Source organism: Streptomyces sp. NPDC041784 (assembly GCF_055591025.1).
Genome location: NZ_JBVJAB010000001.1, coordinates 196,911 through 220,470 on the forward strand (window position 1 = coordinate 196,911; position 23,560 = coordinate 220,470).

Annotated in this window: 21 protein-coding genes and 1 pseudogene; 3 read left to right on the forward strand and 19 right to left on the reverse strand. The window is 72.7% G+C overall.

The features are described from left to right. Positions 1 to 91 precede the first annotated feature (91 nt). The 10 genes from ACZ6D7_RS00925 to ACZ6D7_RS00970 form a co-directional block, all read right to left on the reverse strand. Positions 92 to 1,438, reverse strand: coding sequence for a beta-xylosidase (locus ACZ6D7_RS00925; protein ID WP_469481940.1), 1,347 nt, complete (start codon positions 1,436 to 1,438; stop codon positions 92 to 94). Positions 1,439 to 1,610: 172 nt separating this feature from the next. Continuing rightward, positions 1,611 to 2,087 (reverse strand): hypothetical protein, encoded by a 477-nt coding sequence (locus ACZ6D7_RS00930; protein WP_469481942.1) that lies wholly within the window; start codon positions 2,085 to 2,087, stop codon positions 1,611 to 1,613. A gap of 215 nt (positions 2,088 to 2,302) precedes the next feature. Continuing rightward, positions 2,303 to 2,656: a cytidine deaminase gene (locus tag ACZ6D7_RS00935; RefSeq protein WP_469481945.1), complete on the reverse strand. Its 354-nt coding sequence runs from the start codon at positions 2,654 to 2,656 to the stop codon at positions 2,303 to 2,305. 23 nt (positions 2,657 to 2,679) lie between these two features. After that, complete coding sequence (locus ACZ6D7_RS00940) at positions 2,680 to 3,039, reverse strand: MmcQ/YjbR family DNA-binding protein (RefSeq protein ID WP_469481948.1); 360 nt, start codon at positions 3,037 to 3,039, stop codon at positions 2,680 to 2,682. After that, positions 3,036 to 4,340 carry a hemolysin family protein gene (locus tag ACZ6D7_RS00945; RefSeq protein ID WP_469481951.1) on the reverse strand — a complete coding sequence of 435 codons (1,305 nt, stop codon included), beginning with the start codon at positions 4,338 to 4,340 and terminating at the stop codon, positions 3,036 to 3,038. Before ACZ6D7_RS00945 ends, ACZ6D7_RS00940 begins: the two co-directional genes overlap by 4 nt. Next, positions 4,337 to 4,834 (reverse strand): rRNA maturation RNase YbeY, encoded by a 498-nt coding sequence (gene ybeY / locus ACZ6D7_RS00950; RefSeq protein WP_469481954.1) that lies wholly within the window; start codon positions 4,832 to 4,834, stop codon positions 4,337 to 4,339. The genes ACZ6D7_RS00945 and ybeY overlap by 4 nt, the downstream gene beginning before the upstream one ends. A 13-nt stretch (positions 4,835 to 4,847) precedes the next feature. Beyond that, entirely contained in the window at positions 4,848 to 5,906 is a 1,059-nt protein-coding gene (locus tag ACZ6D7_RS00955; RefSeq protein ID WP_469481957.1) for a PhoH family protein, read from the reverse strand. A gap of 125 nt (positions 5,907 to 6,031) precedes the next feature. Beyond that, on the reverse strand, positions 6,032 to 7,156 hold the full coding sequence (locus ACZ6D7_RS00960) for a carbohydrate kinase family protein (RefSeq protein WP_469481960.1): 1,125 nt from the start codon (positions 7,154 to 7,156) through the stop codon (positions 6,032 to 6,034). Positions 7,157 to 7,362: 206 nt separating this feature from the next. Next, a complete protein-coding gene (locus tag ACZ6D7_RS00965) occupies positions 7,363 to 8,652 on the reverse strand; it encodes a glucarate dehydratase family protein (RefSeq protein WP_469482976.1) in 1,290 nt (429 codons plus the stop codon). A gap of 8 nt (positions 8,653 to 8,660) precedes the next feature. After that, positions 8,661 to 9,557 (reverse strand): 5-dehydro-4-deoxyglucarate dehydratase, encoded by an 897-nt coding sequence (locus tag ACZ6D7_RS00970; RefSeq protein ID WP_469482978.1) that lies wholly within the window; start codon positions 9,555 to 9,557, stop codon positions 8,661 to 8,663. Between the two features lie 149 nt (positions 9,558 to 9,706). Here ACZ6D7_RS00970 and ACZ6D7_RS00975 point away from each other — a divergent pair, with 149 nt between their 5' ends. Continuing rightward, complete coding sequence (locus ACZ6D7_RS00975) at positions 9,707 to 10,489, forward strand: IclR family transcriptional regulator (RefSeq protein ID WP_469481963.1); 783 nt, start codon at positions 9,707 to 9,709, stop codon at positions 10,487 to 10,489. Positions 10,490 to 10,497: 8 nt separating this feature from the next. Beyond that, positions 10,498 to 10,704 (forward strand): annotated as a pseudogene (locus tag ACZ6D7_RS00980) (MFS transporter); the annotation flags it as partial. Positions 10,705 to 10,759: 55 nt separating this feature from the next. Here ACZ6D7_RS00980 and ACZ6D7_RS00985 read toward each other — a convergent pair. The 4 genes from ACZ6D7_RS00985 to ACZ6D7_RS01000 all read right to left on the reverse strand — a co-directional run bounded on the left by ACZ6D7_RS00985 (position 10,760) and on the right by ACZ6D7_RS01000 (position 15,937). Beyond that, positions 10,760 to 13,342 (reverse strand): immunoglobulin I-set domain protein, encoded by a 2,583-nt coding sequence (locus tag ACZ6D7_RS00985; RefSeq protein WP_469481966.1) that lies wholly within the window; start codon positions 13,340 to 13,342, stop codon positions 10,760 to 10,762. Between the two features lie 103 nt (positions 13,343 to 13,445). Beyond that, entirely contained in the window at positions 13,446 to 13,982 is a 537-nt protein-coding gene (locus ACZ6D7_RS00990) for a hypothetical protein (protein WP_469481969.1), read from the reverse strand. A gap of 199 nt (positions 13,983 to 14,181) precedes the next feature. Further along, positions 14,182 to 15,162 (reverse strand): hypothetical protein, encoded by a 981-nt coding sequence (locus ACZ6D7_RS00995; RefSeq protein ID WP_469481972.1) that lies wholly within the window; start codon positions 15,160 to 15,162, stop codon positions 14,182 to 14,184. 67 nt (positions 15,163 to 15,229) lie between these two features. Continuing rightward, entirely contained in the window at positions 15,230 to 15,937 is a 708-nt protein-coding gene (locus tag ACZ6D7_RS01000) for a hypothetical protein (RefSeq protein WP_469481975.1), read from the reverse strand. Between the two features lie 166 nt (positions 15,938 to 16,103). On the opposite strand from ACZ6D7_RS01000, the gene ACZ6D7_RS01005 reads away from it, so the two are divergent. Continuing rightward, a complete protein-coding gene (locus ACZ6D7_RS01005; RefSeq protein ID WP_469481977.1) occupies positions 16,104 to 17,180 on the forward strand; it encodes a heme/hemin ABC transporter substrate-binding protein in 1,077 nt (358 codons plus the stop codon). A gap of 44 nt (positions 17,181 to 17,224) precedes the next feature. On the opposite strand, the gene ACZ6D7_RS01010 is transcribed toward ACZ6D7_RS01005, so the two are convergent. From ACZ6D7_RS01010 to ACZ6D7_RS01030, 5 genes are all read right to left on the reverse strand, one after another. Continuing rightward, entirely contained in the window at positions 17,225 to 18,214 is a 990-nt protein-coding gene (locus ACZ6D7_RS01010) for an adenosine deaminase (RefSeq protein WP_469481979.1), read from the reverse strand. 20 nt (positions 18,215 to 18,234) lie between these two features. Continuing rightward, complete coding sequence (locus ACZ6D7_RS01015; RefSeq protein WP_469481982.1) at positions 18,235 to 19,167, reverse strand: ribonuclease Z; 933 nt, start codon at positions 19,165 to 19,167, stop codon at positions 18,235 to 18,237. A 6-nt stretch (positions 19,168 to 19,173) separates the two neighbouring features. Then, on the reverse strand, positions 19,174 to 19,527 hold the full coding sequence (locus ACZ6D7_RS01020) for a histidine triad nucleotide-binding protein (RefSeq protein WP_469481985.1): 354 nt from the start codon (positions 19,525 to 19,527) through the stop codon (positions 19,174 to 19,176). A gap of 142 nt (positions 19,528 to 19,669) precedes the next feature. Then, entirely contained in the window at positions 19,670 to 22,870 is a 3,201-nt protein-coding gene (locus ACZ6D7_RS01025) for a S41 family peptidase (RefSeq protein WP_469481988.1), read from the reverse strand. 119 nt (positions 22,871 to 22,989) lie between these two features. Further along, the gene (locus ACZ6D7_RS01030; RefSeq protein WP_469481990.1) at positions 22,990 to 23,541 is read right to left on the reverse strand and encodes a hypothetical protein; all 552 of its coding nucleotides are present in this window, start codon (positions 23,539 to 23,541) and stop codon (positions 22,990 to 22,992) included. Positions 23,542 to 23,560 lie beyond the last annotated feature (19 nt).

The window sequence follows — 23,560 nt, forward strand, 5'->3', positions numbered from 1 at the left end:
GTGCGGACCCCCCACGAACGTCAGGGCACGGCGGGGTGGACGGGCGGGTGCGGACCTGTGGGGCGGGCGCCCGGCCACCGGTGGACGTGGATCAGGTGAGCGTGAGGGTCAGGACGCCGGCGTACGTGCCCGGAGGCGTGAACGCCGGTACGTCGAGGGAGAGTCGGGCGTCGGCGGTGAACTCGCCGCCGGTGAGCGTGCCGTCGGGGGTGGACGCGAGGGTCGCCCCCGCGCTGCCGACGGTTCCGGCCGACCCGGCCTGGCAGGTGCTGGGGCTGCCCGCCTTGGTGCTGCACGCCGGTGTCCAGCTCAGCTTGCCGCCGTCGATCTTGGCGCCGGGTCCGCTGAAGTCGGAGACCTTGCCGGTCAGGGACCAGCCCGCGGGTCCGCCGCGGAAGTCCTTGACGGTCACCTTCTGGAGGTCACCGGTGGAGGCCCCGCCCTGGCCGAAGTCGACGGCCGACAGCTGGACGGCGTCCCCGGCCTGGGACATCGACAGGGTGCCGGCCTTCACGGTCGTCGTCAGCTTCTGACTGCCCTCGGGTACGGGCTGGTCGTCGATGACGATGTACGCGACGGGCCCGGCCCCCAGGTCCGCGCTCCACGCGGAGCCCTCGTACGCCACCACACCGGTCGTGGTGAGGTCGTCGACGACGAGCGAGCCGGAGATGGCGCCCTGCGCGTTCGCGGTCACGGTCGCCGTGTCCGCGGTCTGGGTGGACCCGGACCGTCCGGCCAACGTGACCGTGGCGCCGGCCGTGAAGCCGGTACCGGTCACCGCGACGCTCGCGCCCGGACTGCCGGAGGCCGAACCCAGGCTGATGGCACGGGTGTTGGCCGGCGGGTTGTCCGCGGCGGTGACCGTCTCGGACACCGGGGCGGGCGGGTTGGTCACCGTGCAGGGGGTGTCCAGTTCCAGGATGTAGCTGGTGTGGATGTTGTAGTCGCCGGGCGACAGGGTGATCGCACCGGGGGTGGTGACCGTGAAGGTGCCGGTCATGGAGAACGACGGGAAGACGCCCTTGCCGGGCACCGGGTCGTTCTTCTTCGGCCCCGCGACGGTGACGCTGCCGGTCTGCGCGCCGCCGAGGGTGACCTTGCCCGTCGGCGTCATGATGTCGGCCGGCAGGGCCAGGTCGGTGGGGTTGCTGGCGGCGGGCGCGACCACCGTGTACGTCACGGTGACGGTGTCGCCGACCTCGGGGGTGGCGTCATCCACCGTGATCTTCGCGGTCGTGGTGCCGTCGATCGGCGGGATGCCCGCGATCGGCGGCGGGACACAGTGCGTGGGGAAGTCCACGTTCACGGCCGCGGCGCCGGCCGGGACCGCCAGCGCTCCGCCCGCGGTGACCGCGAGCGCGGTCGCCCCGAGCAGCGACGCCCAGCGCCGTCTTCGCGGACTTCGCGAACTTCGGGAACTACGGGGTGTCGAACCCATTGGTGCCCCCTCCTCCAGGGTGCGGGCGCAGCGGCTCTTCTGCGCCGACAGGGGGCATTGAGGTGCGGATCGCCGGAGAAGTCAATGGACACGACGATGTCAACTGATGGACCGTCAGCTTCCTGGTCCCGCTCGGAAACCGACGGCCCGTCCTCGCTTTTCCTCAGTGTTTTCAGTCGAACACGAACGGGCCCGGCGACTGCGGCCCGGTCGCCGTGCAGGTGACGGTGATCCCGAAGACGACCATCTTCAGCGAGCCGTCGTAGATGTCCAGGCTGTCACCGGAGGCCACAGTGCCGGTGAGCGGTCCGACCGTGATCGGGGCGCCGGTGGCCATGGCGGGGTTCACGGTGCCGGTGAAGACCCGGTCGTCACCGGTCGAGTTCGCCATCGTGAGCGTGGAGTTGATGCTGTTCGCGCCGATCGGGATCGGCGCGGTGATCGCCGTGGACGAGAGCTTGAGGGTGGCGGAGGTACCGGTCTGGGTGGCTTCCAGGGTGGCGGCACCGCCGCCGAACAGACCGCAGCTCGCGGTGAAGGTCGCCGTCGTCGGTGCGACGGCGAGGGCGGAGGGCGCGAACGCCAGCCCGGTGACCGCGAGGGCCCCGGCCAGCAGTGCCGCACCTGATCCGATTCGCTTGCCTCTCATGGGGAGTTCCGGCTCCTTCTTGGATGGGGGGAGACGGACGGCCGGACAGAACGGGACGGGTGGGTGCGGACACCGGCCCCGGTGGGGGGTGAATCTGACGGTCCGTCGGATTCGACGGCTCCATTGATGCGTGCGGGACGGGAGGAGGGCAAGGTGGAAATCCGGCCGAAGTCCGGGGGCACGCTCGGGGGGCCAGGGGGCGGAGCCCCCTGGGGTCAGCCGGCGGAGACGGTGAGGCGTACGGCCCCGTCCGCGGAAGCGACGAGCACCGGGGTCGCCGGCCCGCCAAGATCCCGTACGGCCGCCAGATCGGCCTCGTCGGCGCCCTCCGCCGACGTGACGACCGCCGCCGCCTCCAACGACTGGGCCCCCGACGCCACGGCCATCGCCACGGCCGTCCGCAACGCGCTCAGCTTCAGCGACGGCAGATCGACCGTCGCGGCGACATACGTACGCCCCGTCTCGTCCCGTACGGCCGCCCCTTCGGGCGCACCGTTGCGGACCCGCGCGGAACGGGCCAGGGTGACGATCTTGCGGTCCTCGGGGTCAAGCGCGCTGCTGTCGGTCATGCCCCGAGCATACGGACACCCGCTCAGGACCGGTCGAGCCGGAGCCGCTCGGCGCGCGGCAGCCCGGCCACCACCAGGTCGTACGAGTCCTCGATCAGCTCCTGGACCAGACGGTCCGGGAGGTCGCCGTCGACCGTCACCGTGTTCCAGTGCCGCTTGTTCATGTGGTACCCGGGGGCGATCAGACCGGGGTGCTCGGCGCGCAGCCGGACCGCGTCCTCCGGGTCGCACTTGAGGTTGACCTTCAGGGGCCGCTCGTCCGTCCAGCTGAGCGCGAACATCTTGCCCAGGACCTTGAAGACGGAGATCTCCGGCCGAAACGGGAAGTCCTCCACGACCGCGTTGAAGGACAGGCAGTACGCGCGCAGTTCCTGAGGGGTCATTCCGGTGTGTCCTCCTCCGGCGGATCCGCCGGGCCCACCGGCTCCACCAGCACCGTCACGATCTTGTTCCGGCGGCCGGCCGCGGCCTCCGCCGTCAGCCGCAGGACCCGTCCGTCGGGCAGCTCGACCACGCTGGACGCCCCCGCGATGGGGACCCGGCCCAGGGCCTTGGCGAGCAGTCCGCCGACGGTCTCCACATCCTCGTCGTCGTACTCCTCCAGGCCGTACAGCTCGCCGAGGTCGGTGATGTCGAGGCGGGCGGTGACCCGGTAGCGGTCGTCGCCCAGCTCCTCCACCGGCGGCAGCTCACGGTCGTACTCGTCGGTGATCTCGCCGACGATCTCCTCGAGGATGTCCTCGATGGTGACGATGCCGGCCGTGCCGCCGTACTCGTCGATGACGACGGCGACGTGGTTGCGCTCCTGCTGCATCTCGCGCAGCAGGTCGCCGGCGTTCTTGGTGTCGGGGACGAACGCGGCGGGCCGCATCGCCGTCGACACCAGGTCCGACTCGGCCTCCCGGCTGATGTGCGTCTTGCGGACCAGGTCCTTCAGGTACACGATCCCGACGATGTCGTCCTCGTTCTCCCCGGTCACGGGTATCCGCGAGAAGCCGGAGCGCAGCGCGAGGGTCAGGGCCTGGCGGATGGTCTTGTAGCGCTCGATGACGACCAGGTCGGTGCGCGGCACCATGACCTCCCGCACGAGCGTGTCGCCGAGTTCGAAGACCGAGTGCACCATCCGGCGCTCGTCGTCCTCGATCAGGGACTCCTTCTCGGCGAGGTCGACCAGCGCCCGCAGCTCCGCCTCGGAGGCGAACGGGCCGCGCCGGAACCCCTTGCCGGGGGTGAGCGCGTTGCCGATGAGGATCAGCAGGGAGGGGATCGGGCCCATGATCCTGGCCAGCGGCAGCAGGACGTACGCGGCCGCCGTCGCCGTGTTCAACGGGTGCTGGCGGCCGATGGTGCGCGGCGAGACCCCGACGGCGACGTACGACACGAGGACCATCACGCCGATCGCGGCGAGCAGCGCCGGGGCGGTGTCGTCGATCTCCTTCAGACAGGCGTAGGTGACCAGCGCGGCGGCCGCCATCTCGCAGGCCACACGGACGAGCAGGGCCACGTTGAGGTAGCGGGTGGGGTCGGCGGCGATCTGCGCGAGCTTGGCGCTGCCGCGCCGGCCGGACCGTACGGCCTCCTCGGCGCGGAAGCTGGAGACGACCGCGAGGCCCGCCTCCGCACAGGCGGCGAGCCACGCGACGACGACCAGGGCGATCGCGCCGGCGATGAGGGTCGGGCTCATGACACGGTCGGGGCCGGGGACGGGCCGGTCATGCCCTTCTCCGCGCGCCAGCCGTCCACGATGGCCGCCTGGAGGCCGAACATCTCGGCCTTCTCGTCGGGCTCCTCGTGGTCGTAGCCCAGCAGGTGCAGCACGCCGTGGACGGTGAGCAGCTGGAGCTCCTCGTCCATGGAGTGCTGCGTGGGCGCCTCCGCCCCCTGCTTGGTCGCTACCTCGGGACACAGCACGATGTCGCCGAGCAGCCCCTGCGGGGGCTCGTCGTCGTCCTTCGACGGCGGACGCAGCTCGTCCATCGGGAAGGACATGACGTCCGTCGGCCCCGGCAGGTCCATCCACTGGATGTGCAGCTGCTCCATGGCGTCGGCGTCCACGACGATCACCGAGAGCTCGGACAGCGGGTGGATGCGCATCCGCGCGAGCGCGTAGCGGGCGATGTCGAGGATCGCCTGCTCGTCGACCTCGGTTCCGGACTCGTTGTTGACGTCGATCGACATGGTGCTGGCTTGTCTACTTCCGCTTGTTACGGCCGCCCTTGTGGGTGCCGTTCTCCGTACCGTTCTCGGTGTCGTACTTCTCGTACGCGTCGACGATACGGCCGACCAGCTTGTGCCGTACGACGTCCTGCGACGACAGGCGGGAGAAGTGGACGTCCTCGACGCCCTCCAGGATGTCCTGGACCTGCCGCAGACCGGACTTGGTGCCGTTCGGCAGGTCGACCTGCGTCACGTCACCGGTGATCACGATCTTCGAGTCGAAACCGAGCCGGGTGAGGAACATCTTCATCTGCTCGGGGCTCGTGTTCTGGGCCTCGTCCAGGATGATGAAGGCGTCGTTCAGCGTCCTGCCGCGCATGTACGCCAGCGGCGCCACCTCAATAGTCCCCGCGGCCATCAGCCTCGGGATCGAGTCGGGGTCGAGCATGTCGTGCAGGGCGTCGTACAGCGGGCGCAGGTAGGGGTCGATCTTCTCGTAGAGGGTGCCCGGGAGGAACCCGAGGCGTTCGCCGGCCTCGACCGCGGGGCGGGTCAGGATGATGCGGTTGACCTGCTTGGACTGGAGCGCCTGGACCGCCTTGGCCATGGCCAGGTACGTCTTGCCGGTGCCGGCGGGGCCGATGCCGAAGACGATCGTGTGCTTGTCGATCGCGTCGACGTACCGCTTCTGGTTGAGGGTCTTGGGTCGGATGGTGCGGCCGCGCGAGGACAGGATGTTCTGTGTCAGTACCTCGGCCGGGGTCTCCTGGCCGTCACTCGTCCCGTTCTCACTCGCCCGCAGCATGGCGATCGAGCGTTCCACTGCGTCCTCCGTCATCGGCTGCCCGGTGCGGAGCACCAGCATCATCTCGTCGAACAGGCGCTGGATGAGGGCGACTTCCCGTGCGTCGCCGACGGCGCTTATCTCATTGCCCCGGACGTGGATGTCGGCCGCCGGGAAAGCCGTCTCGATCACGCGCAGGAGGGAGTCGCCGGATCCCAGCACGGTCACCATGGGGTGCTGGGCGGGAACGGTGAACTGTGCTCTCGCCTTGCCCTGCGCGGGCGTGTGAGCTGTGGGTGTCTGAGTCATAGGCCGGCCCGAGGGCCTCTACGTCCTCCCGGATGCGTCTCGCCTGCCACGAGGGCGGCCTGGCGAGTTCAAGGGTACGCCAGGGGGCTGACAACGCCGTAGGGCTTTTCGCGGGCCCCACGACGCTATGCCGAGCGGCCGAAACCGATCGTCGGGACGGCGCGGCGCAGCGGCCAGGGGCTGGTCTCCTCCAGCGGGACCCGGCCCTCCAGGAACGCGTACCGGCGCAGCGCCTCGGGGTCCTGGCCCTCGACCGACTGCACCCTGCGCCACCAGGCGGCGATCTCGGACCAGCCGGGCGCGGAGAGCGAGCCGCCGAACTCCTGGACGGAGAGCGCGGCGGTGAGTCCGGCGAAGGCGAGGCGGTCGGCCAGCGGCCAGCCGGCCAGGGTGCCGGTGACGAAGCCGGCCACGAAGACGTCCCCGGCGCCGGTGGGGTCGAGGGCCTCGACGGCGATCGCCGGGACCTCGGCGGTCTCGCCCGTGCGGCCGTCCACGGCGTACGCGCCCTCCGCACCGAGCGTGACGACCGCGAGCGGTACGTACTCGGTGAGGGCGCGGGCGGCGGCGCGGGGGCAGTCGGTGCGGGTGTAGCGCATGGCCTCCTCCGCGTTCGGCAGGAAGGCCTCGCAGTGGGTCAGGTCGGCGAGGCCGGCCAGGTCCCAGGCGCCGGTGTCGTCCCACCCGACGTCGGCGAAGACGCGGGTGCCGCGGCTCGCGATCTGGGCGATCCACGGGTCGCGCTTGCCGGGGGTGAGGGAGGCGACGGCGGCGCGGGCGGGCGGGGGGCAGTCGGGGCCGGGCTCCTCCGGGGGCGGCTCGTGCCCGTGGGACACCATCGTGCGCTCGCCCTCGTAGGCCATGGAGACGGTGACCGGGGAGTGCCAGCCGGGGACCGTGCGGGAGGTGGTCAGGTCGATGCCCTCGCCCTGTTCGAGGGCGTCCCAGCAGTACTCGCCGTAGTGGTCGTCGCCGAACGCGGCCGCGAGGGAGGTGCGCAGGCCGAGGCGGGCCAGGGCGGTGGCCATGTTGGCCACGCCGCCGGGGCTCGACCCCATCCCGCGGGCCCAGGACTCGGTGCCGCGCACCGGGGCGGAGTCGAGCCCGGTGAAGACGATGTCGAGGAAGACCGTGCCGGTGAGATAGACGTCCCAGGGCGGGTCGTCGGGGGCGCGCAGGCCGGCCAGGGGGTCGACCCGGGCGGTCCGGCGGGTCTGGCGGTGGTGTCCCTCTCCGGTGGACGCGGTCACGGTGCGCTCCCTGACGTGGTGCCGATCTGGCCAGTGTGCACCACGCCACCGACACCCCGCCGTCCGTCCCACCCGAACCACCCGCCGCCGGGAAGCACCGAACGCGTCACGCGCCGCTCCCTGCCCCCACGTGCCCCACCCGACCGGACGACCCGACCGAGCGACCCGACCGAACGACAGGGGCACCCCGTGCCGAGGGGAAGGGGCTACCAGCGGGGGACGGTCGGCGTGACCCACTCGGGGTCGGCGACGCGCATCGCCGCCGCGTCGTCGCGGTCGCGCAGGGTGCCGTCGTCGTCGAGCCAGCGCCGGTGCAGGAACCGCAGCTTCTCGCGGTCGAGTGCGACGCCGAGACCGGGCGCGTCCGAGACGGTCACCCGGCCGCCCTCGAACGTCAGCCGCTCGGTCAGCACGTCCTCCGACTGCCAGGGGTAGTGGGAGTCGCAGGCGTGGTGGAGGTCGGGGACGGTGGACGCGACATGGGTCATCGCGGCCAGGCTGATGCCGAGGTGGGTGTTGGAGTGCATGGACACCCCGACGCCGAACGTCCGGCAGATCGCGGCGAGTTGCTGGGTGTTGCGCAGTCCGCCCCAGTAGTGGTGGTCGGAGAGGACGACCTGGACGGCGCCGCGGGTGAACGCCTCCTGGATCTCGTCGAAGGTGGTCACGCACATGTTGGTGGCGAGCGGCACGTCGGTCGCGGCGGCCACCTCGGCCATGGCGGGGGTGCCGAGCGCAGGGTCCTCCAGGTACTCGAGGACGTCCCCGAGGTCCTCGGCCACGGTCAGCGAGGTCGCCACGCTCCAGGCGCCGTTGGGGTCGAGCCGCAGCGGATGCCCGGGGAAGGCCTCGGCGAGGGCCCGTACGGCGGCGATCTCCTCCTCGGGCGGGAAGACCCCGCCCTTGAGCTTGAAGGAGGTGAAGCCGTACCGCCGGGTGAAGCGCCGGGCCTGTTCCACGATCCCGGCCGGGTCGAGGGCGGCGCCCCAGTCGTCCTTCTCGCAGGCCACGCCCTCGGGGTGGTCGGCCCACTTGTAGAAGAGGTAGGCGCTGTACTCGACCGCGTCGCGCACCTTGCCGCCGAGCAGGGCGTGCACGGGCAGGCCGAGGGCCTTGCCGAGGGCGTCGAGGCAGGCGACCTCGAAGGCGGAGACGACGGACAGCCGCAGTTTGTCGGCGGTCTGCACGCCGCGCAGCCCGCCGACGTCGACCTGCCCCGAGACCCGGGCGGCGTCGACGGCCAGTTCGTCGGCGAGGGTGAACAGCCCGTTCAGGTCGCTGACCTGACGGCCCGCCAGCCGCGCGGCGAACGGCCGGGCGAGTTCCAGGTACTTGGTGTCGCCGTAGGTCTCGCCGACGCCCGTGGTGCCGTCGGCGGTCACCACCTCCACGATCAGCCGGGGGGTGTACGGCTGGTGCACGCCCTGGGTGTTGAGCAGCGGCGGGTCGGCGACCAGGATCGGGGTCAGCCGGACGTCGGCGACGGTGAGGTTCACGGCGGCGTTCACAGGGCGGCTCCTACGAGGTCGAGTCCGGTGGTGAGCAGGGTCTCGAGGTCGGCGAGGTCGGCGGCCGAGGGGTCGGTGAGCGGGGCGCGGACCGGGCCGACGGCGGCGCCGCGCAGCCGGGCGGCGGCCTTCACCAGGGACACGGCGTATCCCGGTACGCGGTCGCGGAGTTCGACGAGGGGGACGTAGAAGTCGCGCAGCAGCTTGTCGACCGTGCCCGGGTCGGCGTCCTCCAGGGCGGTGAAGAAGGCGTTGGCGATCTCGGGGGCGAAGGCGTGGACGGCGGAGGAGTAGGCGGGGACGCCGACGGTGGCGTAGGCGCGGGCCTGGATCTCGGCGGTGGCGGCGCCGTTGAAGAAGAGGAAGCCCTCGGGGGCGGCGAGGGTGAGGCGCTGGAGGCGGTCGAGGTCGCTGTGGCCGTCCTTGAGGCCGATGACGCCGGGGATCCGGGCGATCCGCCGCACCGAGTCGGCGGTGAAGGCGACCTGGCCGCGCTGGTAGGCGATGAGCGGGAGGCGGGTGCCGGCGGCGATCCGCTCCAGCTGGGCGACGAGGCCGTCCTGCGGGGCGGCGACGAGGTAGTGCGGGAGGACGAGGAGGGCGTCGGCGCCCGCCTCCTCGGCGATGCGGGCGAGACGGAGGGCCTGGGCCCAGCCGTAGCCGATGCCGGCGACGACGGGGACGCGGCCGGCCGTCTCCTCGACGGCGATCCGCACCACCTGCCGGTACTCGTCCTCGTCGAGGGAGAAGAACTCGCCGGTGCCGCAGGCGGGGAAGACGGCGCCGGGCGCGGCGGCGAGCCGGCCGGCGAGGTGGGCGCGGAAGCCGTCGGGGTCGAGTGAGCCGTCCTCGTGGAAGCTCGTGAGCGGGAAGGACAGGACGCCCCCTGCCATGCCCTCCCTCAGTCGCCTGGCCGTGTCGGTGTCGGGGCCGCTCACCCTAGTCATCTCCCTATATAGACGCTATCCACGTATGAAGATGGAGGTTAGATACGCGAACGGCGACCGTCAATGGTCCGGGCCGTCCCGCATACGATCGGCACATGTCAGAGACAGGCGGTGTCCGTGAGGTGAAGTCGGCCGCGCGCACGGTGGACCTGCTGGAGCTGCTCGCGGCACGCGGGGACCGTCCGGCCCGCCTCCAGGAACTGGCGGACGAGCTGGGCGTGCCGCGCAGCTCGATGTACGCGCTGCTCCAGACCCTGATCGGCCGGGGCTGGGTCCGCACGGACGTCACCGGCTCGCTGTACGGCATCGGCATCCACGCCCTGCTGACCGGCACCAGCTACCTCGACTCCGACCCGCGCGTCCGGCTGGTCCGGCCGTATCTCGACGAGGCGTCCCAGACACTGGGCGAGACGATCCACCTGGGGCGGCTGGACGGGCGGGACGTGGCCTATCTGGCCACCCGGGAGTCCCACGAGTACCTGCGCACGATCAGCCGGGTCGGCCGCCGGCTGCCCGCGCACGTCGGCGCGCTCGGCAAGGCCCTGCTGGCCGAACGGCCCGACGGGGAGCTGCCCGAGGGGCCGTACGAGGCGATGACGCCCAGGACGCACACGAGCCGTGCGTCGCTGCTCGCCGATCTGGCCGGGGTGCGGGCGCGCGGGTACTCGGTGGACCGCGAGGAGGGTGTGACCGGCATCGTGGGCTTCGGCTTCGCGCTGCGCTACGACCGTCCCGCGCAGGACGCGATCAGCTGCTCGGTGCCGGTGGCCCGGCTGACGCCGGCGCACGAGGAGCGGATCGTCACGGTGATGCGCGAGGTCAGGGCCGAGATCGAGGCGACGGCACCGGGGGCCGGCGGGGGCGCGGACTGGCGGTAGAGGGGCCCGTGTTCGCCCGTCGCAGCACCCTGCCCTGGCCCCTTGTCGCCCTGTTCACGGCCGGGTACCTCGCCCCGTACCTGCTGCCGACGGTCGTCGGCCGGCTGGACGCCGGACTCCCCCTGACCGCCACCGAGGCCGGCGCCGTCGGCAGCGCGCTGCTGCTGAGTTCGGCGTCGGCGGGCTTCCTGCTCGCCTCCCGAGTGGAACGGATCCGTCTTCTCTTGATCAACTACCGACGCGAGTCACCAACCTCTTGGCCGAGTACACCTAGGCGCGGGCCGCCCGGCGGCGGACGTACCAGCCGGCCGCCGTGAGCAGGAGCGCCAGGCCCGCCACCGTGCCGACCGTGGCGCCGGTGGAGGCGAGGCTGCCGGAGGAGCCGGTGGTGGTCGTACCGGTGCCGCCGGTGGTGGTGCCGGACGTGCCCGAGGTGCCGGAGGTCGAGCCGGAGGTGGATCCCGACGTCGAACCGGACGTCGAACCACCGCTGGTGCCGCCGGTGTCACCGCTGTCGTCGTCGGTGTCCACCGGGTCCTGGCCGACGAAGCTGACCGGGACCTTCACGTCCTGGGAGCGGTCGCCGGAGAGGGTGTGGTCGGCGCGGGTGGCCAGCACGCAGGTCGCCTCGAAGCAGTCGGTGAACTCGTCCTCGGCGTCCACGGTCAGCTCGACCTCGAAGCTGCCGCCGTCGTCGTACGGGGTCGCCAGCTCCTCGCCGTAGTCCGGCGGGTTGGAGGAGATCCACGCCGAACTGCGCGAACCGCCGGTCATGTCGACGCCGCCGATGCACGGGGTGGGCAATTCGCCCTCGCCGTTGTCGACGCACAGGGCGACGTAGATGCCCTTCTCCTCGTCGTAGCCAGAGCCGGTGATCTTCAGCTTCTGGTCCTCGGTGGCGAGGTCGTTGACCGGGGTGACGGTGAGCTTCTGCCCCTGCGAACCGGTGACGGTCTTCGTGCCGGACGGGGTCGCGTCGCCGTCGCCGCCGTCGTCACCGCCGTCGTCCCCCGCCGCCTTGACGGTCAGGGTGAACTCCGCGCTGCGGGTCGTGCCGGCCGCGTTGGTGAAGACCACGCGGTACCGGTAGCCGTCGTGCGCGGCGCGCGCGGTGAAGGTGTAGGTGTTCTGCGTGGCGCCGGTGACAGTGGACCAGGTCTGGCCGCCGTCGGGGCTGACCTCCCACTTCAGGGTGGGCGTCGGGGTACCCTCGGCCGCCGCGACGAAGGTGACCGTGTCGCCGACGGCGACGGTCCGGTCGGTGGGGGTCTGAGTGACCTTCGGGGAGACCCGGCGGTCGTACTTGAGGACCTTGCTCTCGGCGCCGTCCGTCAGGTAGACCGTGCCGCCGCCCGGGGTGACCGCGAGGCCCGCGTAGGCGTTGACGCGGTTGCCCGGCAGGGTCGCCGGGGTGGACGCCTGCCGGAAGGTGGCGCTGTCGTACACCTCCAGCAGGCCCTTCTGGTCCGCGCCGTCCGCCTCGTTGCCGTAGTCCTCGCGCAGCACGAAGGCCTGGTGAGAGCCGGCGTCGAAGGCGATCACCGTCGGCATGTCCGTGCCCTTCAGCTCGGCCAGGCTCTTGCCGTCCTTGTCGAACACGTGGACCGAGTAGCCGGACCCCACCCAGACGTTGCCGGTCGCCGGGTCCACGGCGGTGACGAAGGCCTGGCCCTTGGCCAGGTCGTACGTGCCCGTGAGTTCCAGGGCGGTGGCACCGGCGGTGCTCACCCGGAACAGCTTGCCGTTGACGGCGTCGGAGACCCAGGCGAGGCCGCGGGCGGGGTCCGTGCCGAGATGGCCGCCGCTGCTGGGCAGCGTGGTCGTCCGGACGATCTTTCCGGTGGCGTACTCGACCTCGGAGATCACCGCGCCCTGGGCGATCAAAACCGTCTTGTCCGTGCTGCCGGGTCCGGTGCCGGTGATGGTGCCGCCGGCCGGCCAGACGCCGGTCGCGGCGGTGTCCCCGGCCTTGGCGACACCGAGGCCGCGCACCGGGTACTGGAAGACGACACCGTCGTCCGGCAGCGCCTTGACGATCCGCTGGACGACGCGCTGCGCCAGGGTCCCGGTGGTGCCGGGCGCCTGCGGCACGTAGCTGAGCACCTTGCCGTCGGCGGGGTCCAGGACGTACAGGCCGGACTCGTTGACGGTCCCGGTGTCGACCGTGTTGCCGGAGCCGACGTACAGCTTCTTGGAGTCGGGGTGCAGCAGCAGGGACAGCGGCATGCCGGCGGCGGTGAACTCGGCCGCGCGCACATAGCCGACCGTGCCCGGCGGCACGTCCTCGCCCTCGCCCCCGTCGTCGCCGCCACCGGGTTCCTGGCCCTCGAAGGTGACGGGGATGCGGACGTCCTGGGAGCGGTCCCCGGTGCCGTTGTGGTCGACGCGGGTGACGACCGAGCAGGCGACCTCGGCGCAGTCCAGGCCGTTGTCCCGCATCTTGACGGCGAGTTCGACGTCGAAGGTGCCACCCGCGCCCCACTCCTCGGCGACCCCGGCGGGCGCCTCCGTGGAGCCCGCCGGGACGATCCACTTCGAGGCGCCGCCGCCACCGGTCTGGTCGGCGCCGCCGAGGCAGGGGGTGGGGATGCGGTTGTCGCCGTTGTCCTTACAGAGGGCGACATAGACGCCCTTGGTGACGTCGTAGCCCTCGCCGGTGACCCGGATCGTGTCGCCGGCCGGGTCGAGGTGGGCGGAGGCGGAGACGGTGAGCTTCTGACCCTGCGCGCCGAGGGCCGTCCTCGGCGTGTCGGCGGCCTGCGCGGCCGGTCCGGCCGCGACCGTGCCGACGGCCACGACGGCGGCCACGAGAGCGGCGGCGCCGAGCAGCGCCGCCGGGCGTCTGTGCTGCATGGGAGTGTTCCTCACTGGTCGCGTACGCGCGACGCGCCGCCGAACGCCGCGGGGGCCGGACCCCGCCGCGCGAGGTCCGGCCCGGCCGACGTTCAGCCGGCCGTCACTGGAAGGTGATCGGGGCGTGGACGTCGTACGTGCGGTCGTTGGTGTCGAAGTGGTCGGCGCGGGTCACGATCGCGCAGGTCACGTCCTCGCCGCAGACCCGGCCGTCGTCGAGGGTGGCCTTGACGTAGATCTGCGCGCTGAAGGTGCCGCCGGTGCCGAACCTGGAACTGTTGGCGAACAGGCCGCCGAAGACGTTGTTGACCCAGTGCGAGGCGCCGGTGGAGCCGGACTCGTCCTGGCCGCCGAGGCAGGGGGTCGGCTTGTTCGCGCCCTGGACGCCGTCGACGACACACAGGCCGACGTAGATGCCCTGGCCGGTGTTGTAGCCGGAGCCGGTGACGGTGATGACCTGGCCGGCGGCGGAGGCGGTGTCGGGGGCGGTGAGCGACAGGTTGTAGGTCGTGCTGCCGTCGACGATCGTGCGGGTCGCGGTGGCGGCGGAGGCGGAGGTGGCCAGGCCGAGGGTCAGTGCGGCGGAGGCACCGACGGCGAGCGCGGCGCGGGCGGCGGTACGGGGGGTGGGGACTCTCATGGCGAGACCTTTCCTGTCGGGGGTCCGAACTTCGCCAGTTCGAACTTAGGTAAGGCAAACCTAAGTACGGATGCGGACTGCTTGTCAACGGAGTGCAAAAATCCCCAACTGACCTGCCCGGCAAGGGATTTCGGGCATGCCGAGGAGCGGACCGGACGGCCCGCTCCTCCAAGCGACTGCACGCTGCCTGACACGGCGGTCAGTTCGGGGCCTCGACCCCGAACCGGGCTTCGGCGAGGCCCTGTTCACCGCCGCTGACGGTTCCCGCGCCGGCGGTTCCGACGGCGGTCAGCTCCACGGCGTGTTCACCTTCGGCGGCGTTGGCGTACACCGGGAAGGTCCGCGCGATCCGGCCCTCCGCGTCGGCCACCGCCTGGTACCGCGTGTCGCCGTCGATCGCGACCAGCACGACGGCGCCGGGCGCGAACCCCGTGCCGGTGACCGTCTGTTCGGCCCCCGCCATGAGGGTGGGGTGAGCGAGCGCGGCGGCGGGATTCCCCTGCTGGGCCCCGGCCTCCTGCGCGGCGCCCCCGGGCCGCCCCTCGGCGCTCGGGGACGCCTGCGGGGTCGTCCCGGGCGCGGCGGGCTCCTCGGCCCGCGCGGTCCCCACGGTCACGTCGAACGAGCCGAGCGCGTCCCCGGCCGCGAACGCGCCGCCGCTCCAGGCGGACAGCAGCGCCGCGCCCTCCTCGGTGAGCGAGGCCCGCAGTCCGGTCCAGGTGACACCGATGGCCCGTACGGCGGGTTCCGCCTCGGCCACGTCGGCCAGCGCCAGTTCGCGGGCCCGCCCGTCGACGACCGTACGGGCGTACAGCTCGCCCTCACCCTCGCCACGGCTGCCGCCATCGCCACCGCCACCGGTCAGCCGCAGCCGCAGTCCGGCCAGGACGAGGGGCCGCTCCGCCGCCCCGGCGAGGCGGGCGACACCGCCCAACTCCACCTCGGCGGCGCCGGTTCCGAGGTCGGCGTCACCGCCGAGGGCGGGGAAGGAGGCGCGACCGGACGCGGTCCGCACGGCGGGCGCGGTCACGTCGAGCGAGACGTCCCCGGCGGTCAGGGTCCAGTCCGCGTGCCCCCCGGAGACCTGCGCGGGCGACTCCTGGTCGGCCGCCGCGGTCGGTGCGTTCAGCGCGAACAGGGCGCCGGCCACCAGGGCGACGGCGCCGGGTCTCTTCGCCATATTCGGTTCTCCCTCTGGGATATGAGGTCGTGTCAGCTCGGTCCCGCCGGCGTGCGTTCGGGTCGCCTCAGCTCGCGTTCGGGGATCCGGTACGGCGGCGACGCGCCCAGAACCAGGCGCCCGCGCCGGCCGCCACCAGCCCGGCCGCGGTGAGCCCGCCGGGCAGCGCGAGGTCGGACCCGGTGCCGGCCATCGAGCCGTCGGCGGCCCCGTCGGCCGCCTTGGTGGTGCCGGTGCCGCCGGTCGCGGCCGTCGAACCGGTCGCGCTCGCGCTCGGCGTGGCCGAGGAACCCGAGCCGCCGGTCGTCGAGCCCGCCGTCCCGAAGGTCACCGGGATCCGCACGGTCTGGCTCTGGTCCCCGCCCCGGGTGTGGTCGTTGCGGGTGATGACGGAACAGGTAACCCCGGACGCCGTGCAGTCGGTGTTGGCGTCCTTGGCGCGCACCTTGATCCGCACGCTGAAGGTGCCCTTGTGCGCGCTGCCGCCGTAGGGCTTGGCCAACCCCTCGCCGTAGGAAGGCGGGTTGGAGGAGATCCACACAGAAGCGCCCGACTCACCGGACATGTCGACGCCGCCGACACAGGGCGTGGGCGTCTTCCCGGCCCCGTTGTCGACGCAGAAGGCGACGTAGATGCCCTTCTCGGTGTGGTAGCCGGAGCCGGTCACGGTGACCGTCTCGCCCGCCGCGGCAAGGCCGGACGACTTGGACACGGTGAGTTTCTGCCCCTCGGGCCCGGTCGCCGAGCCACCCGCGGCCACCGCCGGCGAGGCCATCGGAAGCAGGAGAGCGGACGCCGACACGACCGCGAGGAGACAGCCAACTCCGCGACCGCGTACGCCACTTGGGCCTGCCATGGAAAACCCCCACCACGCGACACTAAGGGAAGCCTAACCTAAACTAATACTCAATTGAGTGCCAGCCGAACGGAGAGGAAAAGCCATGCGCGCACCCCGGGGACGCCGGCCGGAGAGACGCGGAACGAGGAGGGGCCTCGCCGCCCTCGGGCTGGCCCTCGCCCTGCTGACCGGGGCCTGCGCCACAAGCTCCACGGGCGCCGCGGGAGGCACGGGAGGCACGGGAACGGAGGCGACCCCGCGGTCCGCGAGCGCCCGGGCCGCCGCCGCCCAGAAGCGGCTCGCCGAGAACACCCTCGTCCCCCTCGAAGGCACGGCGCCCGCACCGGAGTTGCCGGTGACCGTCGACTCCTCCGACGGGCGGAAGGTGACCGTGACGGACACCTCGCGCATCCTGCCGCTCAACGGCGGTGTCGCGGAGATCGTGTTCACGCTCGGGCTCGGCGACCGGGTCGTCGGCCGGGACATCACCGCCACCTTCGAGGAGGCGAAGAAGCTCCCCCAGGTCACCAAGGCGCACGACGTGAGCGCGGAGAGCGTGCTGTCGCTGAGGCCGACCGTGGTGCTGGCCGACACGGACACCGGCCCCAAGGAGGCCATCGACCAGATCCGGGACGCCGGGGTCCCCGTCGTCGTCCTCGATCCGGCGACGAAACTCTCCGACGTCACCACCCGCACCACGCGGATCGCCCAGGCACTCGGCGTCCCGGCGGCCGGCAAGGCGCTCAACGCGCGGATGAACGCCGACCTCACCGCCGCCCGCGCCGCGGTGCCCGAGGGCAGCAGGCCCAAGGTCGCGTTCCTCTACATGCGCGGCAGCGCGGCCGTCTATCTGATCGGCGGCAAGGGGTCGGGCGCCGACTCACTGCTGGACGCGGCGGGCGCGGTGGACGCCGGCACGGACGCGGGCCTGGACCGCCCCTTCACCCCGATCACCACCGAGGCCCTGGCCCAGGCACAGCCGGACGTCATCCTGATGATGACCAAGGGCCTGGAGTCGGTCGGCGGCCTCGACGGCCTCCTCCAGATCCCCGGCATCGCCCAGACCCCGGCCGGCCTGAACCGCAGGGTCGTCGACCTGGAGGACGGCGTGCTGCTGAGCTTCGGCCCGCGCACCCCGCTCGTCATCGACATCCTGGTGGACCGCGTCCACCAGGACTGACCACGACGCCTGCCAGGACCTGCCCGGCCGATCACGCCCAGGTCCTAGAAGACGTAGGCGTCGACCTCCGCGAGATACCGCGCCCGCAGTTCCTCGTCGTCCTCCAGGAAGGACGCGGTGAAGGAGTTGCGGGCCAGCTCGCGCAGGCGCTCCTCGCCCAGACCGAGGGTGGTGCGTACGGCGTCGAAGTTGTCGCCCGCGTAACCGCCGAAGTAGGCGGGGTCGTCGGAGTTGACCGTGCACAGCAGCCCGGCGTCGAGCATGGCCGGCAGCGGGTGGTCGGCGAGGGTGTCGACGGTGCGCAACCGGACGTTGGACAGCGGACACAGCGTCAGCGGGATCCGCTCGCGCACCAGCCGCTCGACGAGGGCCGGGTCCTCCATACACCTCAGGCCGTGGTCGACGCGCTCGACGCCGAGGACGTCGAGGGCCTCGGTGATGTACTCCGGCGGCCCCTCCTCCCCCGCGTGCGCCACCCGGCGCAGCCCCAGCGCGGCGGCCGCCTCGTACACCTCGCGGAACTTCACCGGCGGATGCCCGACCTCCGCGGAGTCCAGCCCGATCCCGGTGATCCGGTCGAGGTAGGGCTTCGCCGCGTCCAGGGTCTCCAGGGCCGACTCGGCGGACTCGTCCCGCAGGAAGCACAGGATCAGCCGGGTCGAGACGCCGTGGTCGGCCTCGCTGCTGCCCAGCGCGCGCCACAGGCCCTCCACCACCGTGCCCATGCCGACACCCCGGGCGAGATGGGCCTGCGGGTCGAAGAAGATCTCCGCGTGCCGTACGCCCTGCGCGGCGGCGCGGGTCAGGTAGGCGCGCGCGAGGTCCTCGAAGTCGCGCTCGGTGCGGAGCACGGCCATCAGTTCGTAGTACAGGTTCAGGAACGACTGGAGGTCCTCGAACCGGTACGCCTCACGGAGCGCCTCGGTGTCGGCGTAGGGCAGCGCGACCCCGTTGCGGGCGGCCAGCTCGAAGGCCAGCTCCGGCTCCAGGGTGCCTTCGATGTGCAGGTGCAGTTCAGCTTTCGGGAGGGGCATCAAAGCATCGTACGGGTGCTTTACCGGCGTTTCGGTAGCGGCACCCGCAGCAGGTCGTGCGCGACGGTCAGCTCGCCCTCGAAGCCGGCGGCCCTCGCCTGCCGCTCGAACTCTCCCCCAGACTCCGTCCGGGAGGTGCCCCCAGGCTCGGAGTAGCGCTGACTGAAGTGCGTGAGCACGAGATGGCGCACCCCGGCGTCCCGGGCCACGCCCGCCGCCTGGCCCACCGTCAGATGCCCGTGCTCGACCGCGAGTTGCACGTCCTCGTCGAGGAACGTCGACTCGATGACGAGCATGTCGGCGCCCTCCGCCAGTTCGTCCACGCCGTCGCACAGCCGGGTGTCCATGACGAACGCGAACCGCTGCCCGCGCCGCTCCTCGCTGACGTCCTCCAGCCGGACGTCCCCGATGGCCCCCTCCTTCTGGATCCGGCCGACGTCCGCGCCCCTGATGCCGTGCGCGGCGAGCCGCTCGGGCAGCATGCGGCGCCCGTCGGGCTCGACGATCCGGTAGCCGTAGGACTCCACCGGGTGCGAGAGCCTGCGGGCCTCCAGCGTGTACGAGGACGCGGTGGCCAGCGGGCCGTCCTCGTCCACCGGCGCCTCGGTGACGCCGACGGTCTCGCGGTAGGCGGTGGCGTACCGGAGCCGGTCGAAGAAGCGCTGCCCCGAACGCGGGTAGTGGGCGGTGACCGGGTGCGGGACCTTGTCGAGGTTGATCCGCTGGATCACCCCGGGGAGCCCGAGGGAGTGGTCGCCGTGGAAGTGCGTCACACAGATCCGGTTCAGATCGTGCGCGGCGACCCCGGCCCGCAGCATCTGGCGCTGGGTACCCTCGCCCGGGTCGAAGAGGATGCCCTCGCCGTCCCAGCGCAGCAGGTAGCCGTTGTGGTTGCGGTGCCGGGTCGGGACCTGGCTGGCGGTGCCGAGGACGACCAGTTCACGTACGGACATGGTGGGTCACCCGGGGGGCCACTGGAGGCCGCGGCCTCCGAGGACGTGCGCGTGGGCGTGCCAGACGGTCTGGCCGGCGCCGCTGCCGGTGTTGAAGACGATGCGGTAGCTCTCCAGCTTGTCCTCGTCGGCGACGGACTGGGCCTCGCGCAGCAGGTCCGCGGCGATCACGGGTTCGGCGGCGGCGAGGGCGGCGGCGGTCTCGTAGTGCACCTTCGGGATCACCAGGACGTGGGTGGGCGCCTGGGGGTTGATGTCCCGGAACGCGACGGTCGTCTCCGTCTCCCGCACGATCGTCGCCGGGATGTGCCCCTCCACGATCTTGCAGAACAGACAGTCGTCCTGCGGCTCGCCTGCCATACGGCTGCTCCCCTCGCTGGTGATCTCCTGGGGGCATCGTAGCGAGCGGGACCGGGACCGCGGGCGGGCCTCGTCCTCAAACGCCGGAGCGGCTGGTGGTCGTTCACCTTTCTCCCGGGCGGGTGGGGGGTGCGGCGCCGGATCAGGGTGCCGTGGGCGGGACCTTCGCCGGCGTCGATTCCAGGGCGGCCAGCGCCAGGGACACCGCCGCGTCGAGCTGGACGTCCCGGTCCGCCGCGTAGTCCTGGGGACGGCAGATCACCTCGACGTCGGGGTCGACACCGTGGTTCTCCACTCCCCACCCGTAACCCTCCAGCCAGATCGCGTACTTGGGCTGGGTGACGAGCGTCCCGTCGACGAGCCGGTACCGGCTGTCGATCCCGATGGTGCCGCCCCAGGTGCGCGTACCCACCACGGGCCCGATCCCGAGCGCCTTGATCGCCGCGTTCACGATGTCCCCGTCCGACCCGGAGAACTCGTTGGCGACGGCGACGACGGGCCCCCGGGGCGCGTCCTCCGGGTAACTGGACGCCCGCATCCCGCGCGGCACGTCCCAGCCGACGATCCGCCGTGCCAGCTTCTCCACGACCAGCTGCGAGGTGTGCCCGCCCCGGTTCTCCCGCACATCGACGACCAGCCCCTCCCGGGCCACCTCGATCCGCAGGTCCCGGTGGATCTGGGCCCAGCCGGGCGCCTGCATGTCGGGCACGTGCAGATACCCGAGCCGGCCGCCGGACACCTCGTGGACGTACGCCCGCCGGTCCGCGACCCACGCGTGGTAGCGCAGCGCCTCCTCGTCGGCGATCGGCACGACCACCGCGTGCCGGGGATCACCCCCGCCGGACGGCGAGATCGTCAGCTCCACCGGCTTGCCCGCCGTACCGACGAGCAGCGGTCCGGGGCCGGTCACCGGGTCCACCGGATGCCCGGCGACGGCGGCGATCGCGTCCCCGGCACGCACCGCGACGCCGGGCGCGGCGAGCGGGGAGCGGGCGTCGGGGTCGGAGGTCTCCGAGGGCAGGATCCGGTCGATGCGCCAACTGCCGTCCGCGTGCCGGGTGATGTCCGCGCCGAGCAGCCCCTGCCGGGGGCCCCGGCCGTAGCCGCCGCGCGGGGAGACGTAGGCGTGCGAGGTGCCCAGCTCGCCGTGCACCTCCCAGAGGAGGTCGACGAGGTCGTCGTGGGTGGCGACCCGGTCCAGGACCGGGCGGTAGCGGTCGAGGACGCCGTCCCAGTCCACCCCGCCCAGGTCGGCGCGCCAGAAGTTGTCCCGCATGACGCGGCCGGTCTCGTCGTACATCTGCCGCCACTCGGCGGCCGGGTCGACGGTCTGCCGGATCCGGGCGAGGTCGACGGTGATGTTGCTGTCGCTGTCCTCGTCGCCGGAGGCGCGCCGGTCGCTGGGGACGACCTTCAGCTTGCCGTCGGTCCACAGCAGCAGCCGTTTGCCGTCGCCGCTGACCTCGAAGCCGTCCGCGTCGGCGGCGAGGTGTTCGAGGCGCTGCTGGGCGAGGTCGTAGCGCTCCAGCTCGGTGTGCGGATCGGGGTCGTCGGGTGTGGCGCGGGAGGCGCCGAGGACCCCGCGCACCGGGTGGCGCAGCCACAGCACGCCGTCCTTGGCGGCGGCGAGCCCGGAGTAGCGGCCGGCCTCGACCGGGAAGGGCACTATCCGGTCGGCCAGGCCGTCGAGGTCGATCCGGGTGGCCGGGGTGCCCTCGCTGTCGGGGGTCTCGTCCTTGTCGGGCGTCTCGAAGGGACGGCCGTGCCGCTGCGGTCCGAACGGCGAAGGGGTGGTGGCGGCCAGGGTGATCAGGTGCGGGCGGGCGCCCTCGATGAAGGAGAGGTCGAAGGCGTGCTCGTCGTAGACCGGGTCGAAGGCGCGGGTGGACAGGAACGCCAGGTGCTTGCCGTCGAGGGTGAAGGCGGGCGCGTAGTCACGGAAGCGCAGCGGGGTCGCCTCGGTGACCGACAGGTCGGTGACGTTGGCGAGCTTGAGCTGGGCGAGCGGGCGCGGCCCGGGGTGCGCCCAGGCGAGCCAGGCCGAGTCGGGCGAGAAGACCAGGTCGGACACCTCGCCGTCGGCGCTGCGGTCGACCTCGCGGACCTCACCGCTCTCCCGTTCGACGAGCAGCAGCCGCCCGTCGTGCGCGGCGACGGCGGCCCGGCTGCCGTCGGGCGCCATGGCCAGCTCCAGGACCCGTCCGAGCCGGCCGGCCGCGAGCCGACGCGGGGTGGCGCCGGGGGCCGGTCCGGTGGCCGGCGCGAACTCCAGGGCGTCCTCGCCCTCGGCGTCCGTCACCCACACCACCCACTCCTCGCCCTCCGTGCGGAAGGTGCGCGGCAGCCGCGCGCGCACTCCGGGCCGGGCGGCGAGCGCGCGGGCGGGCCCGGAGCGGTGGGTGATCCAGTGGACGGCGCCGCGCACCTCCACGGCGCTGCCGCGGGCGGTGTGGTCCGGGGCGGCCCCGCCCAGCCAGCGAGAGGGGGTGATCGGGTACGGCCGGCGGTCGGTGCGCTGGCCGCCGAGCCGTACGTCGAGGCGGCGGGGCTCGGCGCCGTCCAGGTCGTCGAGGATCCACAGCTCGCCGGCGCAGGTGTACGCGATCCGCGTGCCGTCCCCCGCCGCCTGCCGGGCGTAGAAGCCCTCGAGCGGGGTGTGCCGGCGCAGGTCGGAGCCGTCGGCGAGGGAGGAGTAGAGCGCGCCGGTGCCCTCGTGGTCGGAGAGGAACGCGATCCTCTCCCCCGCCCACACCGGGTACTCGATGTTCCCGTCGAGTTCGCCGTGCAGCCGGACGAACTGGCCGTCGCCGTCCCGGTCGATCCACAGCTTGCCTGCCGTGCCGCCCCGGTAGCGCTTCCAGTGGGCGGCCTCGCGGCCCATCGGCGCGGACAGCAGCACGGTGTGCGGTCCGTGGGCGACGCCGCCGACCGGGCCGTACGGCAGGGTCGTGGCCGGTCCGCCGTCGAGCGGGATCGCGCGGGCCCAGGTGCGGCGCGGGCTCGCCTGGTCGTGGGCACTGAGGGCGAGAACCCGGCCGTCCGGGGTCCAGCCGCGCACCCGGGTGCCCGCGGCGCCCGAGTACGTGAGCCGGGTCGAGGGTCCGCCGTCGACCGGGGCGATGTGCACCTCGGGGGCGCCGTCGCGGGTGGAGGTCCAAGCGACGGTGGTGCCGTCGGGAGAGATCCGGGGCAGCGAGACCGGAACGTTGTCGGCGCTGACCCGCCAGGCGCGTCCCCCGTCGAGGGGCGCCAGCCACACGTCGTCCTCGGCGGCGAAGGCCACCGACTCGCCGTGCGGATGCGGGAATCTGAGGTAAGCGGCAGGCGTCGCGGGCTGGGTCACCCGATCACTGTAGGCAACGGCGGGACCGCAGGTCAGGGGTTTCGATCAGTTCTCTTTCCCTCCCTTTGCGCGGCTCACCCGCCGTCGCCCCACCCGCCGTCGATTCACTCGCCGTCGGCTCACTTGCCCTCGACGGGACCGCACCCCGCCTTCCCCTCCCGGCACCACACCGTCTCGGTGACGGTCACGGTGACCGTGGGCTCCGCGCCGGAGCCACCGGAGCCGCCGGAGCTTCCGGTGCCGGGCGGATCGACCGGCGAGGGGCTCGCGGACTTGCAGTCCCCGAGCCCGCTGACCCGGAACAGCTGCTTCTTGCCGACGTCGGCGGCCAGGTCACCGCGGACGCAGGCGCCGTTGACGGCCCGGGTGACCTTGCCGGTGACGGTGATGTCCCGCCCGTCGCCGGTCTCGCCCGTGCAGTCCACGGAGGCGATCGTCTCCGCGCCCCGGTCGCCGTCGTAGTCCGCCGTGCACGTCAGCCAGCGCACGTCCACGTCCCGCCGCTCGATCTCGGCCGTCGCCGCCAGGTCGGTGGTGTACGCCACGGACATCGCGCTCAGCCCGCCCGGTTCGCACGCCGCCAGCCCGCCCACGGCCACGGCCGCGAGCCCCGCCAGGCCGGCCGCGCGCAGCCCGCGCGGCCGACCCCAAATCCGCCGTAATGCCCGCATGGAGGGCAGCCTGCCACCG